21 protein-coding genes are annotated in these 15,104 nt (G+C 61.4%); 19 read left to right on the forward strand and 2 right to left on the reverse strand.

Annotated elements, in window-relative coordinates:
* Positions 1-271: 271 nt before the first annotated feature.
* Complete coding sequence (locus GWC77_RS19575; RefSeq protein ID WP_173259788.1) at positions 272-1,039, reverse strand: site-specific DNA-methyltransferase; 768 nt, start codon at positions 1,037-1,039, stop codon at positions 272-274.
* 136 nt (positions 1,040-1,175) lie between these two features.
* Between GWC77_RS19575 and GWC77_RS19580 the strand changes: the two genes are divergently transcribed.
* The 14 genes from GWC77_RS19580 to GWC77_RS19645 all read left to right on the forward strand — a co-directional run bounded on the left by GWC77_RS19580 (position 1,176) and on the right by GWC77_RS19645 (position 12,985).
* The gene (locus tag GWC77_RS19580) at positions 1,176-1,856 is read left to right on the forward strand and encodes a phage baseplate assembly protein V (RefSeq protein WP_173259856.1); all 681 of its coding nucleotides are present in this window, start codon (positions 1,176-1,178) and stop codon (positions 1,854-1,856) included.
* A complete protein-coding gene (locus GWC77_RS19585; protein ID WP_173259790.1) occupies positions 1,853-2,215 on the forward strand; it encodes a GPW/gp25 family protein in 363 nt (120 codons plus the stop codon). Before GWC77_RS19580 ends, GWC77_RS19585 begins: the two co-directional genes overlap by 4 nt.
* Complete coding sequence (locus tag GWC77_RS19590; RefSeq protein WP_173259792.1) at positions 2,212-3,114, forward strand: baseplate J/gp47 family protein; 903 nt, start codon at positions 2,212-2,214, stop codon at positions 3,112-3,114. The genes GWC77_RS19585 and GWC77_RS19590 overlap by 4 nt, the downstream gene beginning before the upstream one ends.
* Positions 3,107-3,649: a phage tail protein I gene (locus GWC77_RS19595; protein WP_254367049.1), complete on the forward strand. Its 543-nt coding sequence runs from the start codon at positions 3,107-3,109 to the stop codon at positions 3,647-3,649. Before GWC77_RS19590 ends, GWC77_RS19595 begins: the two co-directional genes overlap by 8 nt.
* A 6-nt stretch (positions 3,650-3,655) precedes the next feature.
* On the forward strand, positions 3,656-5,014 hold the full coding sequence (locus GWC77_RS19600) for a phage tail protein (RefSeq protein WP_173259796.1): 1,359 nt from the start codon (positions 3,656-3,658) through the stop codon (positions 5,012-5,014).
* 18 nt (positions 5,015-5,032) lie between these two features.
* Positions 5,033-5,692, forward strand: a complete 660-nt coding sequence (locus GWC77_RS19605; RefSeq protein WP_173259798.1) for a tail fiber assembly protein — start codon at positions 5,033-5,035, stop codon at positions 5,690-5,692.
* Between the two features lie 49 nt (positions 5,693-5,741).
* A complete protein-coding gene (locus GWC77_RS19610) occupies positions 5,742-6,914 on the forward strand; it encodes a phage tail sheath protein (protein WP_173259800.1) in 1,173 nt (390 codons plus the stop codon).
* 28 nt (positions 6,915-6,942) lie between these two features.
* Positions 6,943-7,452, forward strand: coding sequence for a phage major tail tube protein (locus GWC77_RS19615; RefSeq protein WP_173259802.1), 510 nt, complete (start codon positions 6,943-6,945; stop codon positions 7,450-7,452).
* A 64-nt stretch (positions 7,453-7,516) separates the two neighbouring features.
* Positions 7,517-7,879 (forward strand): phage tail assembly protein, encoded by a 363-nt coding sequence (locus tag GWC77_RS19620; RefSeq protein ID WP_173259804.1) that lies wholly within the window; start codon positions 7,517-7,519, stop codon positions 7,877-7,879.
* 8 nt (positions 7,880-7,887) lie between these two features.
* Entirely contained in the window at positions 7,888-8,001 is a 114-nt protein-coding gene (locus GWC77_RS19625) for a GpE family phage tail protein (protein ID WP_173259806.1), read from the forward strand.
* Between the two features lie 2 nt (positions 8,002-8,003).
* Positions 8,004-10,589: a phage tail tape measure protein gene (locus GWC77_RS19630; RefSeq protein ID WP_173259808.1), complete on the forward strand. Its 2,586-nt coding sequence runs from the start codon at positions 8,004-8,006 to the stop codon at positions 10,587-10,589.
* Positions 10,590-10,608: 19 nt separating this feature from the next.
* Positions 10,609-11,022 (forward strand): phage tail protein, encoded by a 414-nt coding sequence (locus GWC77_RS19635; protein ID WP_173259809.1) that lies wholly within the window; start codon positions 10,609-10,611, stop codon positions 11,020-11,022.
* A complete protein-coding gene (locus tag GWC77_RS19640) occupies positions 11,019-12,137 on the forward strand; it encodes a phage late control D family protein (protein ID WP_173259811.1) in 1,119 nt (372 codons plus the stop codon). Before GWC77_RS19635 ends, GWC77_RS19640 begins: the two co-directional genes overlap by 4 nt.
* Positions 12,138-12,610: 473 nt before the next feature.
* Positions 12,611-12,985, forward strand: coding sequence for a LysR family transcriptional regulator (locus tag GWC77_RS19645; RefSeq protein ID WP_173259813.1), 375 nt, complete (start codon positions 12,611-12,613; stop codon positions 12,983-12,985).
* Positions 12,986-13,001: 16 nt separating this feature from the next.
* Here GWC77_RS19645 and GWC77_RS19650 read toward each other — a convergent pair whose 3' ends face one another.
* A complete protein-coding gene (locus GWC77_RS19650) occupies positions 13,002-13,493 on the reverse strand; it encodes a helix-turn-helix domain-containing protein (protein WP_173259815.1) in 492 nt (163 codons plus the stop codon).
* Positions 13,494-13,579: 86 nt separating this feature from the next.
* Here GWC77_RS19650 and GWC77_RS19655 point away from each other — a divergent pair, with 86 nt between their 5' ends.
* The 5 genes from GWC77_RS19655 (at position 13,580) to GWC77_RS19670 (ending at position 15,048) form a co-directional block, all read left to right on the forward strand.
* Positions 13,580-13,819, forward strand: coding sequence for a hypothetical protein (locus tag GWC77_RS19655; RefSeq protein ID WP_173259817.1), 240 nt, complete (start codon positions 13,580-13,582; stop codon positions 13,817-13,819).
* A 193-nt stretch (positions 13,820-14,012) separates the two neighbouring features.
* On the forward strand, positions 14,013-14,261 hold the full coding sequence (locus GWC77_RS19660) for an ogr/Delta-like zinc finger family protein (RefSeq protein WP_173259819.1): 249 nt from the start codon (positions 14,013-14,015) through the stop codon (positions 14,259-14,261).
* Positions 14,262-14,345: 84 nt separating this feature from the next.
* Positions 14,346-14,591 carry a hypothetical protein gene (locus GWC77_RS19665; RefSeq protein WP_217283343.1) on the forward strand — a complete coding sequence of 82 codons (246 nt, stop codon included), beginning with the start codon at positions 14,346-14,348 and terminating at the stop codon, positions 14,589-14,591.
* 15 nt (positions 14,592-14,606) lie between these two features.
* On the forward strand, positions 14,607-14,807 hold the full coding sequence (locus tag GWC77_RS29665; protein WP_254367050.1) for a hypothetical protein: 201 nt from the start codon (positions 14,607-14,609) through the stop codon (positions 14,805-14,807).
* 40 nt (positions 14,808-14,847) lie between these two features.
* Entirely contained in the window at positions 14,848-15,048 is a 201-nt protein-coding gene (locus GWC77_RS19670; RefSeq protein WP_173259821.1) for a hypothetical protein, read from the forward strand.
* Positions 15,049-15,104 lie beyond the last annotated feature (56 nt).

Consider the following 15,104-nt stretch of genomic DNA (forward strand, 5'->3'; position numbering starts at 1 on the left):
GACATGCCGGGTTCCAACGTCTCTCTGATCACCTGCTGCTTGAATTCTTGCGCGTACGTGCGATGGGGATGGGCTCGGCCCCCTGCGTTCGACATGGCTGACTGGCTCCGTCAATCTAAACGCGCCCATCATGCGTTGGAAAAATCAGCATCGGGAAACGGTCTGACCGAGCCGCTTACGAATCAGCCATCCGATGGCCGACAAGTCGGATGACCGGGTTGGGTCGACAACCGACCCGCCCTGTCCCGACGGATCGGCGAGAAAGTCTGGGTCAGGCCGCCTGCTCGGTAGGCATGTCCGTGCAGTGAAGTCGCTCTGCGGCCACACCGTAGTACACGTCATTCGCTTCACAGCCGACCCAATGAAGCCCTGTCTCTTTCGCAGCAACGAGAAACGTGCCCGACCCTGCGAACGGATCACAAACGATCCCGCCTTCTGGCACCAGTCGCACCACCTCCCGCGCTAGCTCGAGTGGCTTTTCCGTCAGATGCTTTTTAGGCAACTTGAGGGCGCACGGGAAAACCCCCGGCAAGTAGACGTCGTTCGTCCGCATCGCCCCTTTGCTTGCCCACACGATAAACTCGGCCTGTTGCTTGAATCCGCCGCGACGCGGTCGTGAACGCGCCATCGTCTTGTCCCATACGGCGATCCCGCGATGGATGAAGCCGGCCGCCTGCACGACGTCGGTCAACGCCGGCAACTGACGCCAGTCGATGAAGCACACAACGAGTCCCCCAGGCATCAGCGCACGATAGGCTTCAGACAGCCATGCGTGACACCAGAAGGTCCACGAACGTTGGTCCATGTTGTCCGATCCGAAATCCTCGTATTTCGTCTTTGTTCCGCCGTTGATGTACTTCTGCGAAGTGCTCATCGCACGCGTCGCCGCATGGAGTCCGCCCGAAGAGTACGGCGGGTCGGTGAACAACATGTCGATAGACTGCTCCGGCAAGCGACTCAGGAAATGAAGCGCATCTTCGCGATGCAGACGGTTTAGAAGTGGCGCAATAGCGCCCGCGGCGATAAGCTCGGTCATCATGATTAGAGTGCGAAAGTGAGGGGACGCCGATTGTCCCGTCGCGTCGAGGCCTGTCGCACGCCTCACAGAATGTAGACGACGGCGGCACTTACATCATCGCTCGCAACGAGCGTAAGCAGTCGGCAACATGTCCGTCATGGACGCAAACGAAATCCAACGCATCATTCGCAACTTGATCCGCAAGGGGCGAATTACTGACCTCGACCTGTCCGCCAAGCCGCCGACGTGCCGCGCCACTGTCGGCGAATCGGGCGACAACAGTCTGCAGACGAACTGGATTCCTTGGATCACGTTCGCCGCGGGTACGACACGCGATTGGTTACCGCCGACAAAAGGTGAGCAGGTGGTGCTGCTGAGTCCCATGGGCGACCCGGCGCAGGGCGTCGCGTTGCGAGGTCTGTTGTCTGAAGATGCGCCGGCGCCGGATGACTCGCCGAATGCGCACACGCGTGTCTACCCGGACGGCGCGCGCCTGCAGTACAACCACGCCACGCATAGTCTGACGGCCGAGTTGCCTACCGGCTCAACCATGCTCGTCATCGCGCCCAGCTCAGTTATCGTGAAGACAAAGGATGCGACCGTACAAGCCGACGCCATTCGGCTCGACGGTGATGTCACGGTCACGAAGTCGATGACCGTGAAAGGGCCATTCGCATTCGAATCCGGCATGACGGGCAAGAGCGACGCGGGCGGCGCCACCATGGAAATCGATGGTCGAGCCGACTTCACCGGAGAGGTGACGTCAAAGGGCAAAAGCCTCCCCCACCATTCGCACCGCGAACAAGGCGATGGCCAGCTCGTGGGCGAGCCGCAATGAGAGGCATGAACGCCAGCACGGGCCGAGCAATTAGCGGGTTCGGCCACCTCTGTCAGTCGATTGGAAAGATCGTCTCGACGCCGCTTGCGTCGTGCGTGAAGCGCCGCACCTTCGGGTCCGAGCTACCCGATCTCATTGACGCGCCCAGCAACGGCGCAGTGCGCACGCGTTTGTACGCAGCGGTAGCAACCGCACTCATGCGATGGGAGCCGCGGTTGATGCTCGATCGAGTGATGCTCACAGCCGACGGCAGGCATGCAGCCGAGGGCGTGCTGTATCTTGACATCGAAGGCTGGGCGACCGAGTCAGGCGATGCCGTATCGACGCGCGTGTCGGTCGGAACCGGGATCCGGGCATGAGGGCGACACCGATCGACCTGTCGCAACTGCCGCCGCCCGAAATCGTCGAGGCACTCGACTACGAAACACTGCTCGCGGAACGTAAGGCTCGACTCGTCTCCCTTTATCCCGAAGGCGAGCGGGCGGAAATCGCCGCGACGCTCGAATTGGAATCGGAGCCGCTCGTCCGCTTGCTGCAGGAAAACGCCTACCGCGAACTGCTGTTGCGCCAGATCATCAACGACAAAGCGCGTGCGACTCTCCTTGCCTATGCGCGCGGCAAAACGTTGGAACATATCGCGGCCCTATTCGATGTCGAGCGTCTCGTTGCACCTGGCGATCCAGCGAAGGGAATCGATCCGGTCTACGAAGACGACGACAGCTTACGCGAACGCGTGCAGCTCGCGCCCCGTGGCTTTTCGGTGGCCGGGCCCGTCGACGCCTACATCTTTCATGCGCGTTCGGCGGACTACCGTGTGTTGTCGGCAACGGCGTACAGCCCGGAACCGTGCGTGATGATTGTCACGCTCCTCTCCCGCGAAGGGGACGGTACCGCGAGTGCCGAGCTGATCGAAATCGTCAAAGAGGCCTTGGAAAGTAAAAGGCCGCAAGCCGACGAAGTGATCGTGCGCAGCGCGGCAATCGTGCCGTATGAAGTGCGCGCGACGCTCCGCTTCTTCCGGGGACCCGATCGACGTGTCGCTCTCGACGAAGCAACCAAGCGAACAGGCAGCTTCACGACGCGTATGCATCGGATTGGGACGGAAGTGACGCTCGACGGGCTCTATGCGGCGATGCGCGTAATCGGCGTGCAGAAGGTGTTGCTGAACTCTCCCATCGAGGGAGTTCAAGTTACGCGCGACGAAGCGCCATATTGCACACGAATCGATTTGATTGATGGCGGGCTCGTGGATGAGTGACCTTCTGCCGCCCAATGCGACGCTGCTCGAACGCCGGGTCGGGACGACGAACGCGAGGATTTCCAGCATTCCGATCGATATGAGCACGCTGATCGACCCGGATCAGATCCCGCTTCCGTTTCTGCCTTGGCTCGCTTGGCACCTTAGCGTCACCTCTTGGAACGATGCCTGGCCCGAGCAGACGAAGCGTGTTTGCGTGAAGGAAGCGATTCGCATCGCCCGGATCCGGGGAACGGCCACGGCCGTCCGCCAAGTATGCGCATTGTTTGGGTCGAACGTCGTCATGCGCGAGTGGTTCGAAATGGCGCCGCGCGGCAAACCTGGCACCTTCGAAATCGTCATGACCGTCGGTGCCGACAACGGCGCGCCGGCCACGGCCGAATGCGTCGCCGACGTCATCGCGGAGGTAAATCGGGTCAAACGTGGGACCGCGCACTACTGGTTCACGCAAGGCCTCTCCATGCGCGCAAGGCAACGCGTCGGTGCGGCCGCACGTGTCGCCGTGTATCACCGCGTGAATCTGTCCGATAACTGAACGCAGATGGAAACGCTCATCACCATCACTGACGCAGGCCGCGAAGCGTTCGTCGCTCCCACCAACGACGGCACCAGCGCCCAATCGATCGTCGAGATCGGATTGGCAACCGCCCCGTTCGTAGCCGATAAGGAACTGAGGGCGCTGCCGAGCGAACTCAAACGCATCACGACTTTCGGCGGCACGGATGTAGCGCCGGACACGATCCACGTCACGATGCAGGACGATACAGCTGACCAGTATTCTCTGTATGGGTTCGGCCTCTATCTCGAGAACGGTGTGCTCCTCGCCGTCTATTGCCAGCCAACGCCGATCATGGAGAAGTCGTCAGCCGCCATGCTGCTGCTCGCGACGGACTTGCAGTTCGCGACGATCGACTCCGCGCAGCTCGTGTTCGGCGACGCTTCGTTTTTAAATCCACCCGCGTCGACCGATCGACCTGGAGTCATCGAACTGGCGACCCAAAGCGAGGTCGATACCGGGACCGACGATACTCGGGCTCTCACCCCCAGGACCGCCGCAAAGCGCTACGCAGCGCTGTCGGGCGCAACGTTTTCTGGGCCAGTCGCCGTCCCGACTCCTCCGACCGGCGACAACTCCGATCTGGCCGCCTCGACCGCTTTCGTGGTCACAGCGCTTCTTCACGCGCAGGTGGGGCAAATTGCGTTCGAGCCTCGCTCGTCTGTTCGCGCCGGCTATCTGAAATGCAACGGCGCACTCGTCAACCGCGCCGACTACCCGGCGCTCTGGGCCTACGCCCAGGCGAGCGGCGCGCTCGTGTCCGAAGAGGAGTGGCAAAACGGTCATTGGGGCTGCTTTTCGGTAGGCGACGAAGACACAAACTTCCGCGTGCCAGAGCTGCGCGGAGAGTTCATCCGGTGCTGGGCGGACGGACGCGACGACATCGATCCGAGCCGAGGCCTCGGCTCACATCAGGGAAGCCAAAACCTGTCACACGGGCATAGCTCCTCGTGCAGTGAGGTGGGGGATCACGGCCACCGTGCCTGGACCGACGAGCAGGGCTTGCACGGTCACCACGGATGGACAGCAGGCGGAGGCCACCACAATCACAACAACGGAGCGTTTAGTCGCCTTCTGCGGCCACCTTACGGCGGATCGCTCACCGGGTCCGATAGTTCGGGCAGCGGCTCCGAGCAGGCAGTCGGCCCGCCAGACTCGGCCGACATAGTGGCCTCCGGCCATCACAACCACGAGTTCCAGACGGAAGGCGGAGGCCTTCACGCTCACAACGTCGGGATGGACGGCGCCGGCGCACACACGCATGGAGTCACGATCAGTCCTGACGGCGCTCACGAATCCCGCCCGCGCAACGTGGCGCTACTCGCCATGATTCGCGCGCACTAACTCAGACGCGACGAAACGATGCTGATTCATCACTACAACCCGACAACCGGCGAATACTTGAGCAGTGGCCAGCCCGACGGCGACCCAAGGAACGAGGGTCGTTGGCTGGTTCCCGCATCCGGTACATTCGATGTCCCGCCGCCGCGCACGCCGACGACCTGGCCGTTTTATCGCGACGGCGCGTGGGGCCTCCTCCCCGATTTCCGCGGCCGAATCTGCTACCGCACGGATTCCGGTGAGCCGGTCGAAATTTCCGTAGCGGGCCGCACCCCTGCTGAACTCGGCCTAACCACCCAGCCGCGGCCATCGGCGCGCCATTCCTGGATCGATGGTACGTGGACGGTCCCGGACGAGCTAATCGCGCGCGAGAAGCACGACGCGGCGATGGCTGAGTTTTCGCGCTTGATGACAGTGGCTCGCCGGCAGACCGCCGGTAAAGCAGACGCATATGCCGCCGGCTTGCTCGACGAGGAGCAGATATACGGCTTCAAGGCTTGGTCGGCATATCAAATGGCACTCGTTTCCGCGATCGAGCAAGAAGCGTTTCCCGATTCGGTCGAATGGCCGCCGACGCCGGAACCGTATAAACCAACTGCTCGCGAGGCAAGCGGAGATGAGGCGGATCCGCCAAGTGAACCGGAAGAAGCAGCCAGCGGCGTTAGCACCGATTCCGAGTGACGCACCTCCCTCCTCGCCCCGAATTTACTCACCACTGGAACTGCATACCATGCCGCAGGACTATCACCACGGGGTACGCGTCCTCGAAATCAACGAGGGGACGCGACCTATCCGCACGGTCTCGACAGCTGTCGTCGGGCTCATCTGTACAGGCGAAGACGCTGACACTTCCGCGTTCCCGCTCGATACGCCCGTGCTATTGACCAATGTCGTGGCTGCGCTCGGCAAGGCGGGCACAAAAGGCACGCTTTACCGCACCCTCGATGCGATCGGTCGACAGACGAAACCTGTCACGATTGTCGTGCGCGTGGCGGATGGAAAAGACACCGCAGAGACGACGTCGAATGTGATCGGCTCCGTCACCGCGGAAGGAACATATACCGGAATGAAGGCCCTGCTGAGAGCCCAGTCGCGCTTCGGCGTGAGGCCTCGTATTCTCGCCGCACCCGGCCTCGATACTCAGCCGGTCGCCGCTGCCTTTGTAACGATCGCGCAGTCACTACGCGCCTTCGCCTACGTGTCGGCCCACGGCTGCAAGACCAAGGAGGAAGCTACCGCCTATCGCCGGCAGTTCGGTCAACGCGAAATCATGGTGATCTGGCCGGACTTCCTCGCTTGGGACGATGTCAGTAATGCAACCGTTGTCATGCCGGCACCCGCCTATGCCGCAGGCCTGCGCGCGAAGATCGACAACGATATCGGCTGGCATAGGACGCTATCAAATGTCGCCGTCAACGGTGTGAAAGGCATCAGCGCAGACGTTTCGTGGGACTTGCAAGACCCGGCGACGGACGCCGGATATCTCAACGAGCAAGAGGTGACGACGCTCGTGAACCGCAATGGTTTCCGCTTTTGGGGCTCCCGCACCTGCTCCGACGATCCGCTTTTTGCGTTCGAGAACTACACGCGCACTGCGCACGTCATTTCGGATTCGATCGCGGAAGCGCAGATGGCGATCGTCGACGGCCCGCTGAACCCATCGCTGCCTCGCGACATCATCGAAACCATCAACGGCAAGTTTCGCGAGTGGACGTCGCTGGGTTACCTGATCGGGGGCTCGTCGTGGTTCGACCCGGAGCCAAACACCACCGACGTTTTGAACTCGGGCAAGGCCTACCTCGACTACGACTACACGCCCGTGCCGCCCCTCGAGAACCTGATGCTGCGCCAACGCATCACGGATCGCTACCTCGCCGATTTTGCCGCGCGGGTAAGCGCGTAACGCTCGACATTACCAGGAGTCAATGCACATGGGAATGCCCCGGAAGCTCAAAGGGTTCAATCTGTTCCAGAACGGCGAAAACTTCGTCGGTCAGGTTGCCGAAGTCACCCTGCCGAAGCTCACACGCAAGATGGAGGACTATCAAGGCGGCGGCATGAGTGGACCCATCAAGGTCGATTTCGGTCAGGAAGCGATCCAGCTCGAATGGACATGCGGCGGCTTCATGAAGTCCGTTCTTCAGCAGTACGGCATCACCAAGCACGATGGCGTACTACTGCGCTTTGCCGGTGGATATCAGGCGGAAGATTCGACAGGCGTCGATGCAATCGAGATCGTCATCAAAGGCCGACACTCCGAGATCGACCCGGGCACCGCCAAGGTCAAAGAAGACACCGCCTTCAAGGTCACGACAGCCGCGAGCTACTACAAGTTGACCGTAAACGGTGAGGAAGTGATCGAGCTCGACTTCATCAACATGATCGAAAAAATCAACGGCAACGACCTACTCGCCTCGCTGCGCAACGCACTCGGCCTGTAACGATCTCCCGGCCCGTGGAATGATCGCGGACAGCATCCAATTTTGAATTGTCAACAAGCAAACCATGACCGAACACAACTCGTCGCAACAGCATATCGAGTCCGCAACCGCTGACTCATCGTCCGCAGCCGAAGATCCGAACTCGCACGTCCTGGACTCGCCGCTGACGCGCGGCTCGCAGACGATTACGAAGGTGACGCTGCGCAAGCCGAAGTCCGGCGAATTGCGTGGCGTGTCGCTTTCCGATCTGGTCAACCTCGACGTTTCCGCGCTCTCGAAGGTCCTACCCCGCATCAGCTCACCGACACTGACTGAGCAGGATGTCGCGAGTATCGACCCTGCCGACCTCGTGATGTTGGGAGGCATCTTCGTTGGTTTTTTGATGCCGAAGGCCGTCAAGTCGAAGCAGGACTTCCAGACCGCGTAGAGGATCCGATGGCCGATATCGCGACGGTGTTCGGCTGGCCACCGTCGGCGATGGATGAATTCAGCGTGGCGGAACTGATGGACTGGCGCGAGCGAGCGCGGCAACGAAGCGGAAGCGAATAGCGATGGACAACGCCTTGAAACTGCGCGTGATGTTCGACATGGTCGATAACATGACGAAGCCGCTGAAAAACGTGCTGGCGGGAAGCAAGGGCCTTGCGCATTCGCTGAAGCAGCCCCGGCGCGAGCTGGCGGAAATGAGCAAAAAGCAGAAGGACATCGCCGAGTTTCGGGAACTACGCCAGGGGCTCGCGTCGACAACATCTCAGCTTCGGGCCGCGCAGGCTCGGGTAACGGACCTCGCGGGCGCAATGCGTGCCGTCGGTCCGCCGGCGCGCAGCATGGTCAAGCAGTTCGAGAGCTCCAAGCGAGTGGCCGCAGGTCTGACGGCGGAGCACGAACGGCAATCCGCACGCGTTCAGCGCCTGCGGGAGCAACTGTCAGCCGCAGGCATCAGTACCCGCAATCTCGCCGAACACCAGCGCAACCTTTCCGCACAGGCGCGTACCGCAACGCGCACCTTGCGTGAGCAGGAAGACGTTCTGACGCGTGTGAGCCGCCAACAGCAAAAATTGCATGCTGCGCGAGCGCAACTGAACAGCGCCAAGCAAACCGCGGGAAGCGTTGCAGCCGCGTCGGCGGCCGGTGGAGCAATCGGCGGTGGCATTCTCTTCGGCGCCAAGCGGTTACTCTCGTCTGGCTACGAATTCGACGCCGCCATGTCACGGGTGCAAGCACTGGCCCGGATCGAAAAGGAGTCGGCCGAGCTGTCCGCGCTTCGTCTGCAGGCTCGAAAGCTCGGTGCGACGACGAGCTTCACTGCCGGAGAAGCCGCGAGCGGCCAAGGCTTCCTGGCGATGGCCGGCTTCACCCCCGATCAAATTTTGCAGGCCATGCCCGGCGTGCTTTCGATGGCGAAAGCCGGCGACACCGACCTCGCGCGGACAGCCGATATCTCTTCCAACATCCTGACCGGATTCGGCCTCAAGGCCGACGAGATGAACAGGATCGCGGACGTGCTGACCATGACTTTCACGACGTCCAATACGACGCTGGAAATGCTCGGCGGCACGATGAAGTACGTGGGACCCGTGGCACGCGCCGCGGGGATGTCGCTGGAACAAGCCGCCGCCACGGCGGGACTGCTGGGCAATGCGGGCATTCAGGCAACCCAAGCCGGTACGACATTGCGCTCGATGCTGCTGCGGTTGTCCGCACCTACTTCCGGGGCATCCGCCGCGTTGAAGGAGCTTGGCGTACGTGCGCTCGATGCGCGAGGAAACGTTCGAGACATCCCATCGATTTTGCGCGACGTGGCAAAAGCAACGGAAAAGCTCGGCTCCGGCACTCGCCTCGATTACCTGAAGCAAATCTTCGGCGAAGAGCCCGCGGCCGGCATGTCCGAACTAATTGCGCAACAGGGTGCGCAGGGCATCGAGAAGTATGTGTCGATCCTTCGGAACGCGAGTGGCACCGCGCAGGGCGTCGCATCGGTGATGGCGGACAACTTGAAGGGCGACCTCCTCACCACCCAATCAGCCTTTGCGGACCTGGGCGTATCGATCTCCGACGCGGTCAACCCGGCCCTGCGCGCGTTCATGCAAAGCGTCACAGGCTATCTTGGCCGAGCCAGCCGATGGGTGCAGGAAAACCCGCGGCTCGCGCGTACATTGGGCACGATCACGCTCGCGCTCGGCGGCATCCTCGCCGCCCTCAGCGCGCTGGCGCTGATGCTCGCCACGATGATCGGCCCCCTCGCGCTGCTGCGCTTCGGGCTGACAACGCTGGGCATTCAAGGCGGCATCCTTACGCGCGCCCTCACATTCGGCACGGCCGCGTGGCGAATGTTCAGTGCTGCTGCATTGGTGGCCGGGCGGGCGCTGTTGGCGAACCCGATCGGCATCGCAGTCGCTGCCCTCGCAGCCGCCGCATTCCTGATCTATCGGCACTGGGCGCCGATCAAGGCGTTTTTCTCCGACCTGTGGCAGGCGGTACAGGCAGCATTCAACGGTGGCATCGCTAATATCGCGTCGCTCTTGACCAAGTGGTCGCCGCTCACCGCCTTGTGGCAGGCATTGGTCACTGCGGTCGCGTCTCTCGGCGCCCAACTACCGGCTAAGTTTGTGACTCTCGGGGAAAACCTCGTTGCGGGGCTCGTCAAGGGTCTCACGGCGGGCCTCGGTGCGGTGAAGACCGCGATCACGAACCTCGCAACCTCGAGCATCTCCTGGTTCAAAGCAAAGCTTGGCATCCACAGTCCGAGTCGGGTGTTCGGCGAGCTGGGCGGCTTCATCAGCCGGGGCGCCGCAAACGGAATTGAGGATCAACAAACGCGAGTTGCGCGGGCTTCGCTCGGGCTCGCTACGGCAGCCGCGGCTGCGTTCGGCTTGCCGGCGATCGCGACTGGGGCTCAACTTACGAAAACGGCCGCAGTGCCGTTGGTACGGCCGAGCGTACCCATCGGCACCCGGCAACCACTGGCTTCGGCACCAGCCGCCGCGAAGGCGGCCGCAGCGCCGTCAAGCGTCACCGTTAATGTCTATCCGCCACCTGGTGTGGACGCCGCCGAAATTGCTCGCATGGTTCGCGCCGAACTCGAGCGTGCTGAGCGAGCAAAGCAATCGCGCATCGCCTCCCGCCTGACCGACTAACCCGGAGAATCCTACCGACATGATGATGTCGCTCGATCAGTTCGTCTTCTCGCTCGCGACCGCCCCCTACCGGGAACTGCAGCGTCAACGAAGCTGGAAGCACCGCACCAGCTCGCGGGTGGGCGCACGCGACGCCAGCCAATTCACCGGCGCCGGTGATGACACCATCACACTCAACGGCATGGTGGCACCTGAGAACGGCATTGGTGCCAGAGTGTCGCTCGACAGACTCGCCGCGATGGGCGATGCGGGTGACGCCTACGTCCTCGTCGATGGCATCGGAAACGTCTACGGAGCCTTCGTCATCGGGACCCTGAACGAGACCGCCACCTATCACACCCCGGACGGCGTGCCACGGAAGATCGAGTTCAGCCTGACGCTCAAACGCGTCGACGACACTGTGCTGTCAACGATGCGGCAGTCCGAGTCGTGAGCGAGACCAGCTCGCGAGGCCGCGCGGATCGAATCGATCGAAAGCAACCGCAGGCCGACTACCGCGTAACGCTCGACGAGCGCGACCTCTCTCGCCACATTGCCCCACACCTCATCAGCCTCACACTGTCCGAATCGCGTGCCGAACAAGCGGATATGCTCGACATCGTGCTGGACGACTCGCAAAACACCTTCGCAATACCAAAGCGAGGCGTGCGCATTCGACTATCGATCGGCTGGGTCGGTGAGCCGTTGGTGGACAAAGGTGAATTCACGGTGGACGAAACCGAACACAGTGGCGCGCCGGACATCATTACCATCCGCGCTCGCTCGGCATCGATGACCAACGCGATGAGCGAGCGTCGCGAAAGAAGCTGGCACGGCCAGACGATCGGCTCTATCGTGCAGACGATCGCAAACCTTCATTCTCTAAAAGCAGCTATCGCCGAGAAGCTCGCCAGCACGCTGATCCAGCACATCGATCAGACGCACGAGTCCGACATGTCGTTCCTCACACGGCTTGCCAAACGCTACGACGCCGTGATGAACGTGAAGGATCGCAATCTGTTGTTCATGCCGATTGGAACGGGCAAGACTGCAAGCGGTAAGCTGCTCGACGCAGTCCATATCACTCGCGCGAGCGGCGATCAGCATCGCTACCACGTCGCGCAGCGCGAAACCTATTCAGCCGTGCGCGCGCACTGGCACTCCAACGGCAAGGCAGCGCGTAAATCGGTCGTCGTCGGGGCGGAAGGTAACCGGAGCATCAAGGTGCTACCAGAGGACTATGCAACAGAGGCCGAGGCACGCGCCGCCGCCGAAGCGGAGTTCGCGCGCGTGCTGCGCTCACAAGCGACGATGTCCTACACGCTTGCACTCGGTAGGCCCGAGCTTTTTCCTGAATTGCCCGTCACCGTGTCGGGCTTCAAGCCGGAAATTGATGCAACACCATGGCTAGTTGAAAAGGTGACCCACAGCATTGGCGAAGGAGGATTTACATCGTCACTCGAACTCGAAGTGCGCAACGATCCGACCAGCGGTCGGCACCGTTCGCGCTTCGCGCGCGGCGACGAAAAACGGCCGCATGGGCGGCCGTTTTCAGTCGAATCGATATGATGATCCGTATTCAGCGATTACTCAGATTGCCGCCTTTTCAAGGGTCGGCGGTCGAGAATCGTCCGCACCGCATACAGGCTCGACATTGCTGACGTTACCAATCCAGACAGAGTCTCGACCTCGCCTGGGGTGAACCCCAAGGGCGCCGCCCCGTCGTCCACTGATCGGGCTGCCACTGCGCCATTCGACTTCCGGGCCTTGCCCGCCTTCTTTCGCGCCTCATTGCTTTCTCTCGTAGCATTAGACGCATCACGCTTCGTATATTGATACTGCCTTTTCACTGCTTCTCCTTCTTACTGGGATCGCACTTCGCCCTCGTCAGGCAACCCGCATTAACGCAGATATGGCCGAAATTGGGAACGAAGGAAATAACCTTCCTCCCCGTAGGTTTGCCCCTAACAAAAATCGAGATGGCGGAGTGCAATAGGAATATTCCGAAACTTTGCTGTCGGGCGTGGGAAAAGGTGGTCGCAATGGCTAGCAGGCCGAATCGGCTCAACTGGAATCTGTTACGGGCGTTCGCTGGGATCGCAGAGCATCGAACGCTGGCCGACGCTGCACGCGCTGCCGGCGTGCAGCGGCCGACAATCAGCGAAAAAGTTGCTGCGCTCGAGGCCGTGCTCGGCCTCCGGCTTATGGACAGACAACCCGGAAATGACAGGTTCCGGCTTACAGCGGACGGCAGGCGTTTGCGGCGCCTGCTGACCAACTTCAACAGCGAGCTCAGCGTGTTATGTGATCCGAGCGGCGAACACGCTCCCGATGACGGGGCCACCCAGATTTTGCGAGATGTCGAGGAGGCACTGTCAGCCCTTGAGCGAGCGAAGAAGGCATTGACCCGCTCGTAGCGCGCGGCGCGCGCTGTCAGGGCTTTTGTTTGCCGGTGCGGGATTTGGCCGGCGAACGGCGAAGCGCTTGTTCGCCCAATGCACGGCGTGTATGTGCCGCCGTCTCAGAGTTCATGGCAGCGGCGCGGTCCTGCGCAAGCGCTCGGACGCTCTTCGTGGGCTTTCCGGACTTCGTATAGACGCCCGCAAACAGGTAGCCATTCATGAGCGCCTCGACGGCGCCCTTCCCCGCCTCAGACAGCTTTCGGTACTTCCGAAGGATCTCCCGCTCGTCTTCGTCAAGGATGACAGCGGCGCTGTCGGTGACCACGCGTCTTCCGGTCAGCACATAGACAATGTCCACGCCCGCTGACTCGAGCGCAAGCAAGTAGCTGGCATCCGGCGAGCGTGTCCCCGACTCGTAGTTCAACTGGGCCTGCTTGCGCAGCCCGCCCACGGCAGCAAGGTCGTCCTGACTCAGCCCGATACGTGTGCGCTCCTCACGAAGGCGATCACCGACAGTTTCCATTCGCGTCCCAAGTTAACTTGCGGTTTCCTTTTGCATACATTATATTTCGCTTACAGTGAAACACAAACGGTTCGAGTATACCTGCCATGAACAACACAAAAGGTCCTAGCCGCGCCCCAATCGGCGTGGTCACCGGCAAACCGATATCGATGCGACTGTTGCCTGACGAGCGACACGCCCTGATGCGACTGTCGAAAGACGAAAACCGCTCGATGGCGAGTATGGCTCGCCGCGCCTATCTCGCGGGCTTGCCGCTCGTTGCTCGCATACCCGCAAAAGCTCGCTCTGGCCAAAATTCACAAACCGCTAAGAAAGAACTGCTCTGACGATGCGCCAAACAAGCGCCGATGTAGATATTTCGGACATTGAGCGAAACGTGCTCGAGCGCGTTTGCATCCGACACGGCTTGACGACTGTTGAGCACGCGGCCGAGTGGCTCGCCGAGCGTCGGATACGGCGAGCCGTGCAGCATCCGACTTGCCGCCACCGGGCACTATTCGTTGTGGAAAGGAAGAAGCGATGAGGATACTGAATCGTTGCCCGCACTGCCGCACGCGGGCCACCGCTCGCAGCAGCCGCGATATGTCGCTGACCTTCCGTGAGGTGACCTTCATGTGCAACAACCCCGAATGCGGTCACACGTACGTCGTCAATATGGAGTTTGCACGAACGTTGTCCCCGTCCGCGACCCCCGATCTGTCGCTGAGTCTTCCGTTTTCGCCGCGCGTCCGTGAAAGGCTCGCGCAGCAGTTAGACCTACCAATCTAGCGCCCCAATCCATTTGTTTCCTCCCTCGCATCGTGCCTCATCGGCGCGAGGGCTTCGGCTTGCCTCGAAAAAGGAGCTGTCTCAATGAAAGCTGCAAAGAAGGCCCAATCTACTTGGGAAGACATCGCCTCACTTGAAACCACCCAGCTTCTCAACCCGCCGCAACTCGGTCATCTCGATGCCGAAGAGAGGCGGGAATACCTTCGCCGACTCTTTTTCATGGACGTGAGGCTCCTCACGTTTGTGGTGACCGCTCGAAGCCTTGGATTTGGCGTCACGTGCCACTGGAACCATGAAACGTCCATGCCGCACCTGGTCTGGTTGCATTGATCAGGGAAGCGGCCCATGTGCATGAAGCCTGATGACCGGGAGCTCCGCGCTGCGTGGCGACGGCTTCGCATGGTCGGCGACTTCGACACGTCGATGCGCAATCGCGCTGTGCGCGTTGCCGTGGAAGCTGCCGCACGCGCGTTGCGAGATCGAAGTTCTCTGACGAAGCGCCCCCGCGACGCCAAGCTCCGAGCTGCAAATGACACCGGCAACTGACCCACATGCGCCAGCCGGCGCAATGATAAGGAACCGCATCATGAAACCCTACGTTTTTGGCATCAGCGTCATGCTGATGCTTTCATCGTCGATGACCGGCATGACCTGGATTGCATCGATCGGCCTACGGCGCACGTCCAAGCGGTTCGGCCCGGTCTCCGCAGTTGCAGCGGGCACGCTCGCACTCTCGTTCCTGATCGCCGCGCTCGCGTGGTCGGCTCCCGGGCGGGAGGCCGTATGAAGCGCGCCCCCCTGTATCAGCACCCGACGTCCTACGAAGCGATTGTCGCGCACGAG

The sequence above is a fragment of the Paraburkholderia sp. NMBU_R16 genome (assembly GCF_013282575.1).
In the GTDB taxonomy this organism is placed as follows: domain Bacteria; phylum Pseudomonadota; class Gammaproteobacteria; order Burkholderiales; family Burkholderiaceae; genus Trinickia.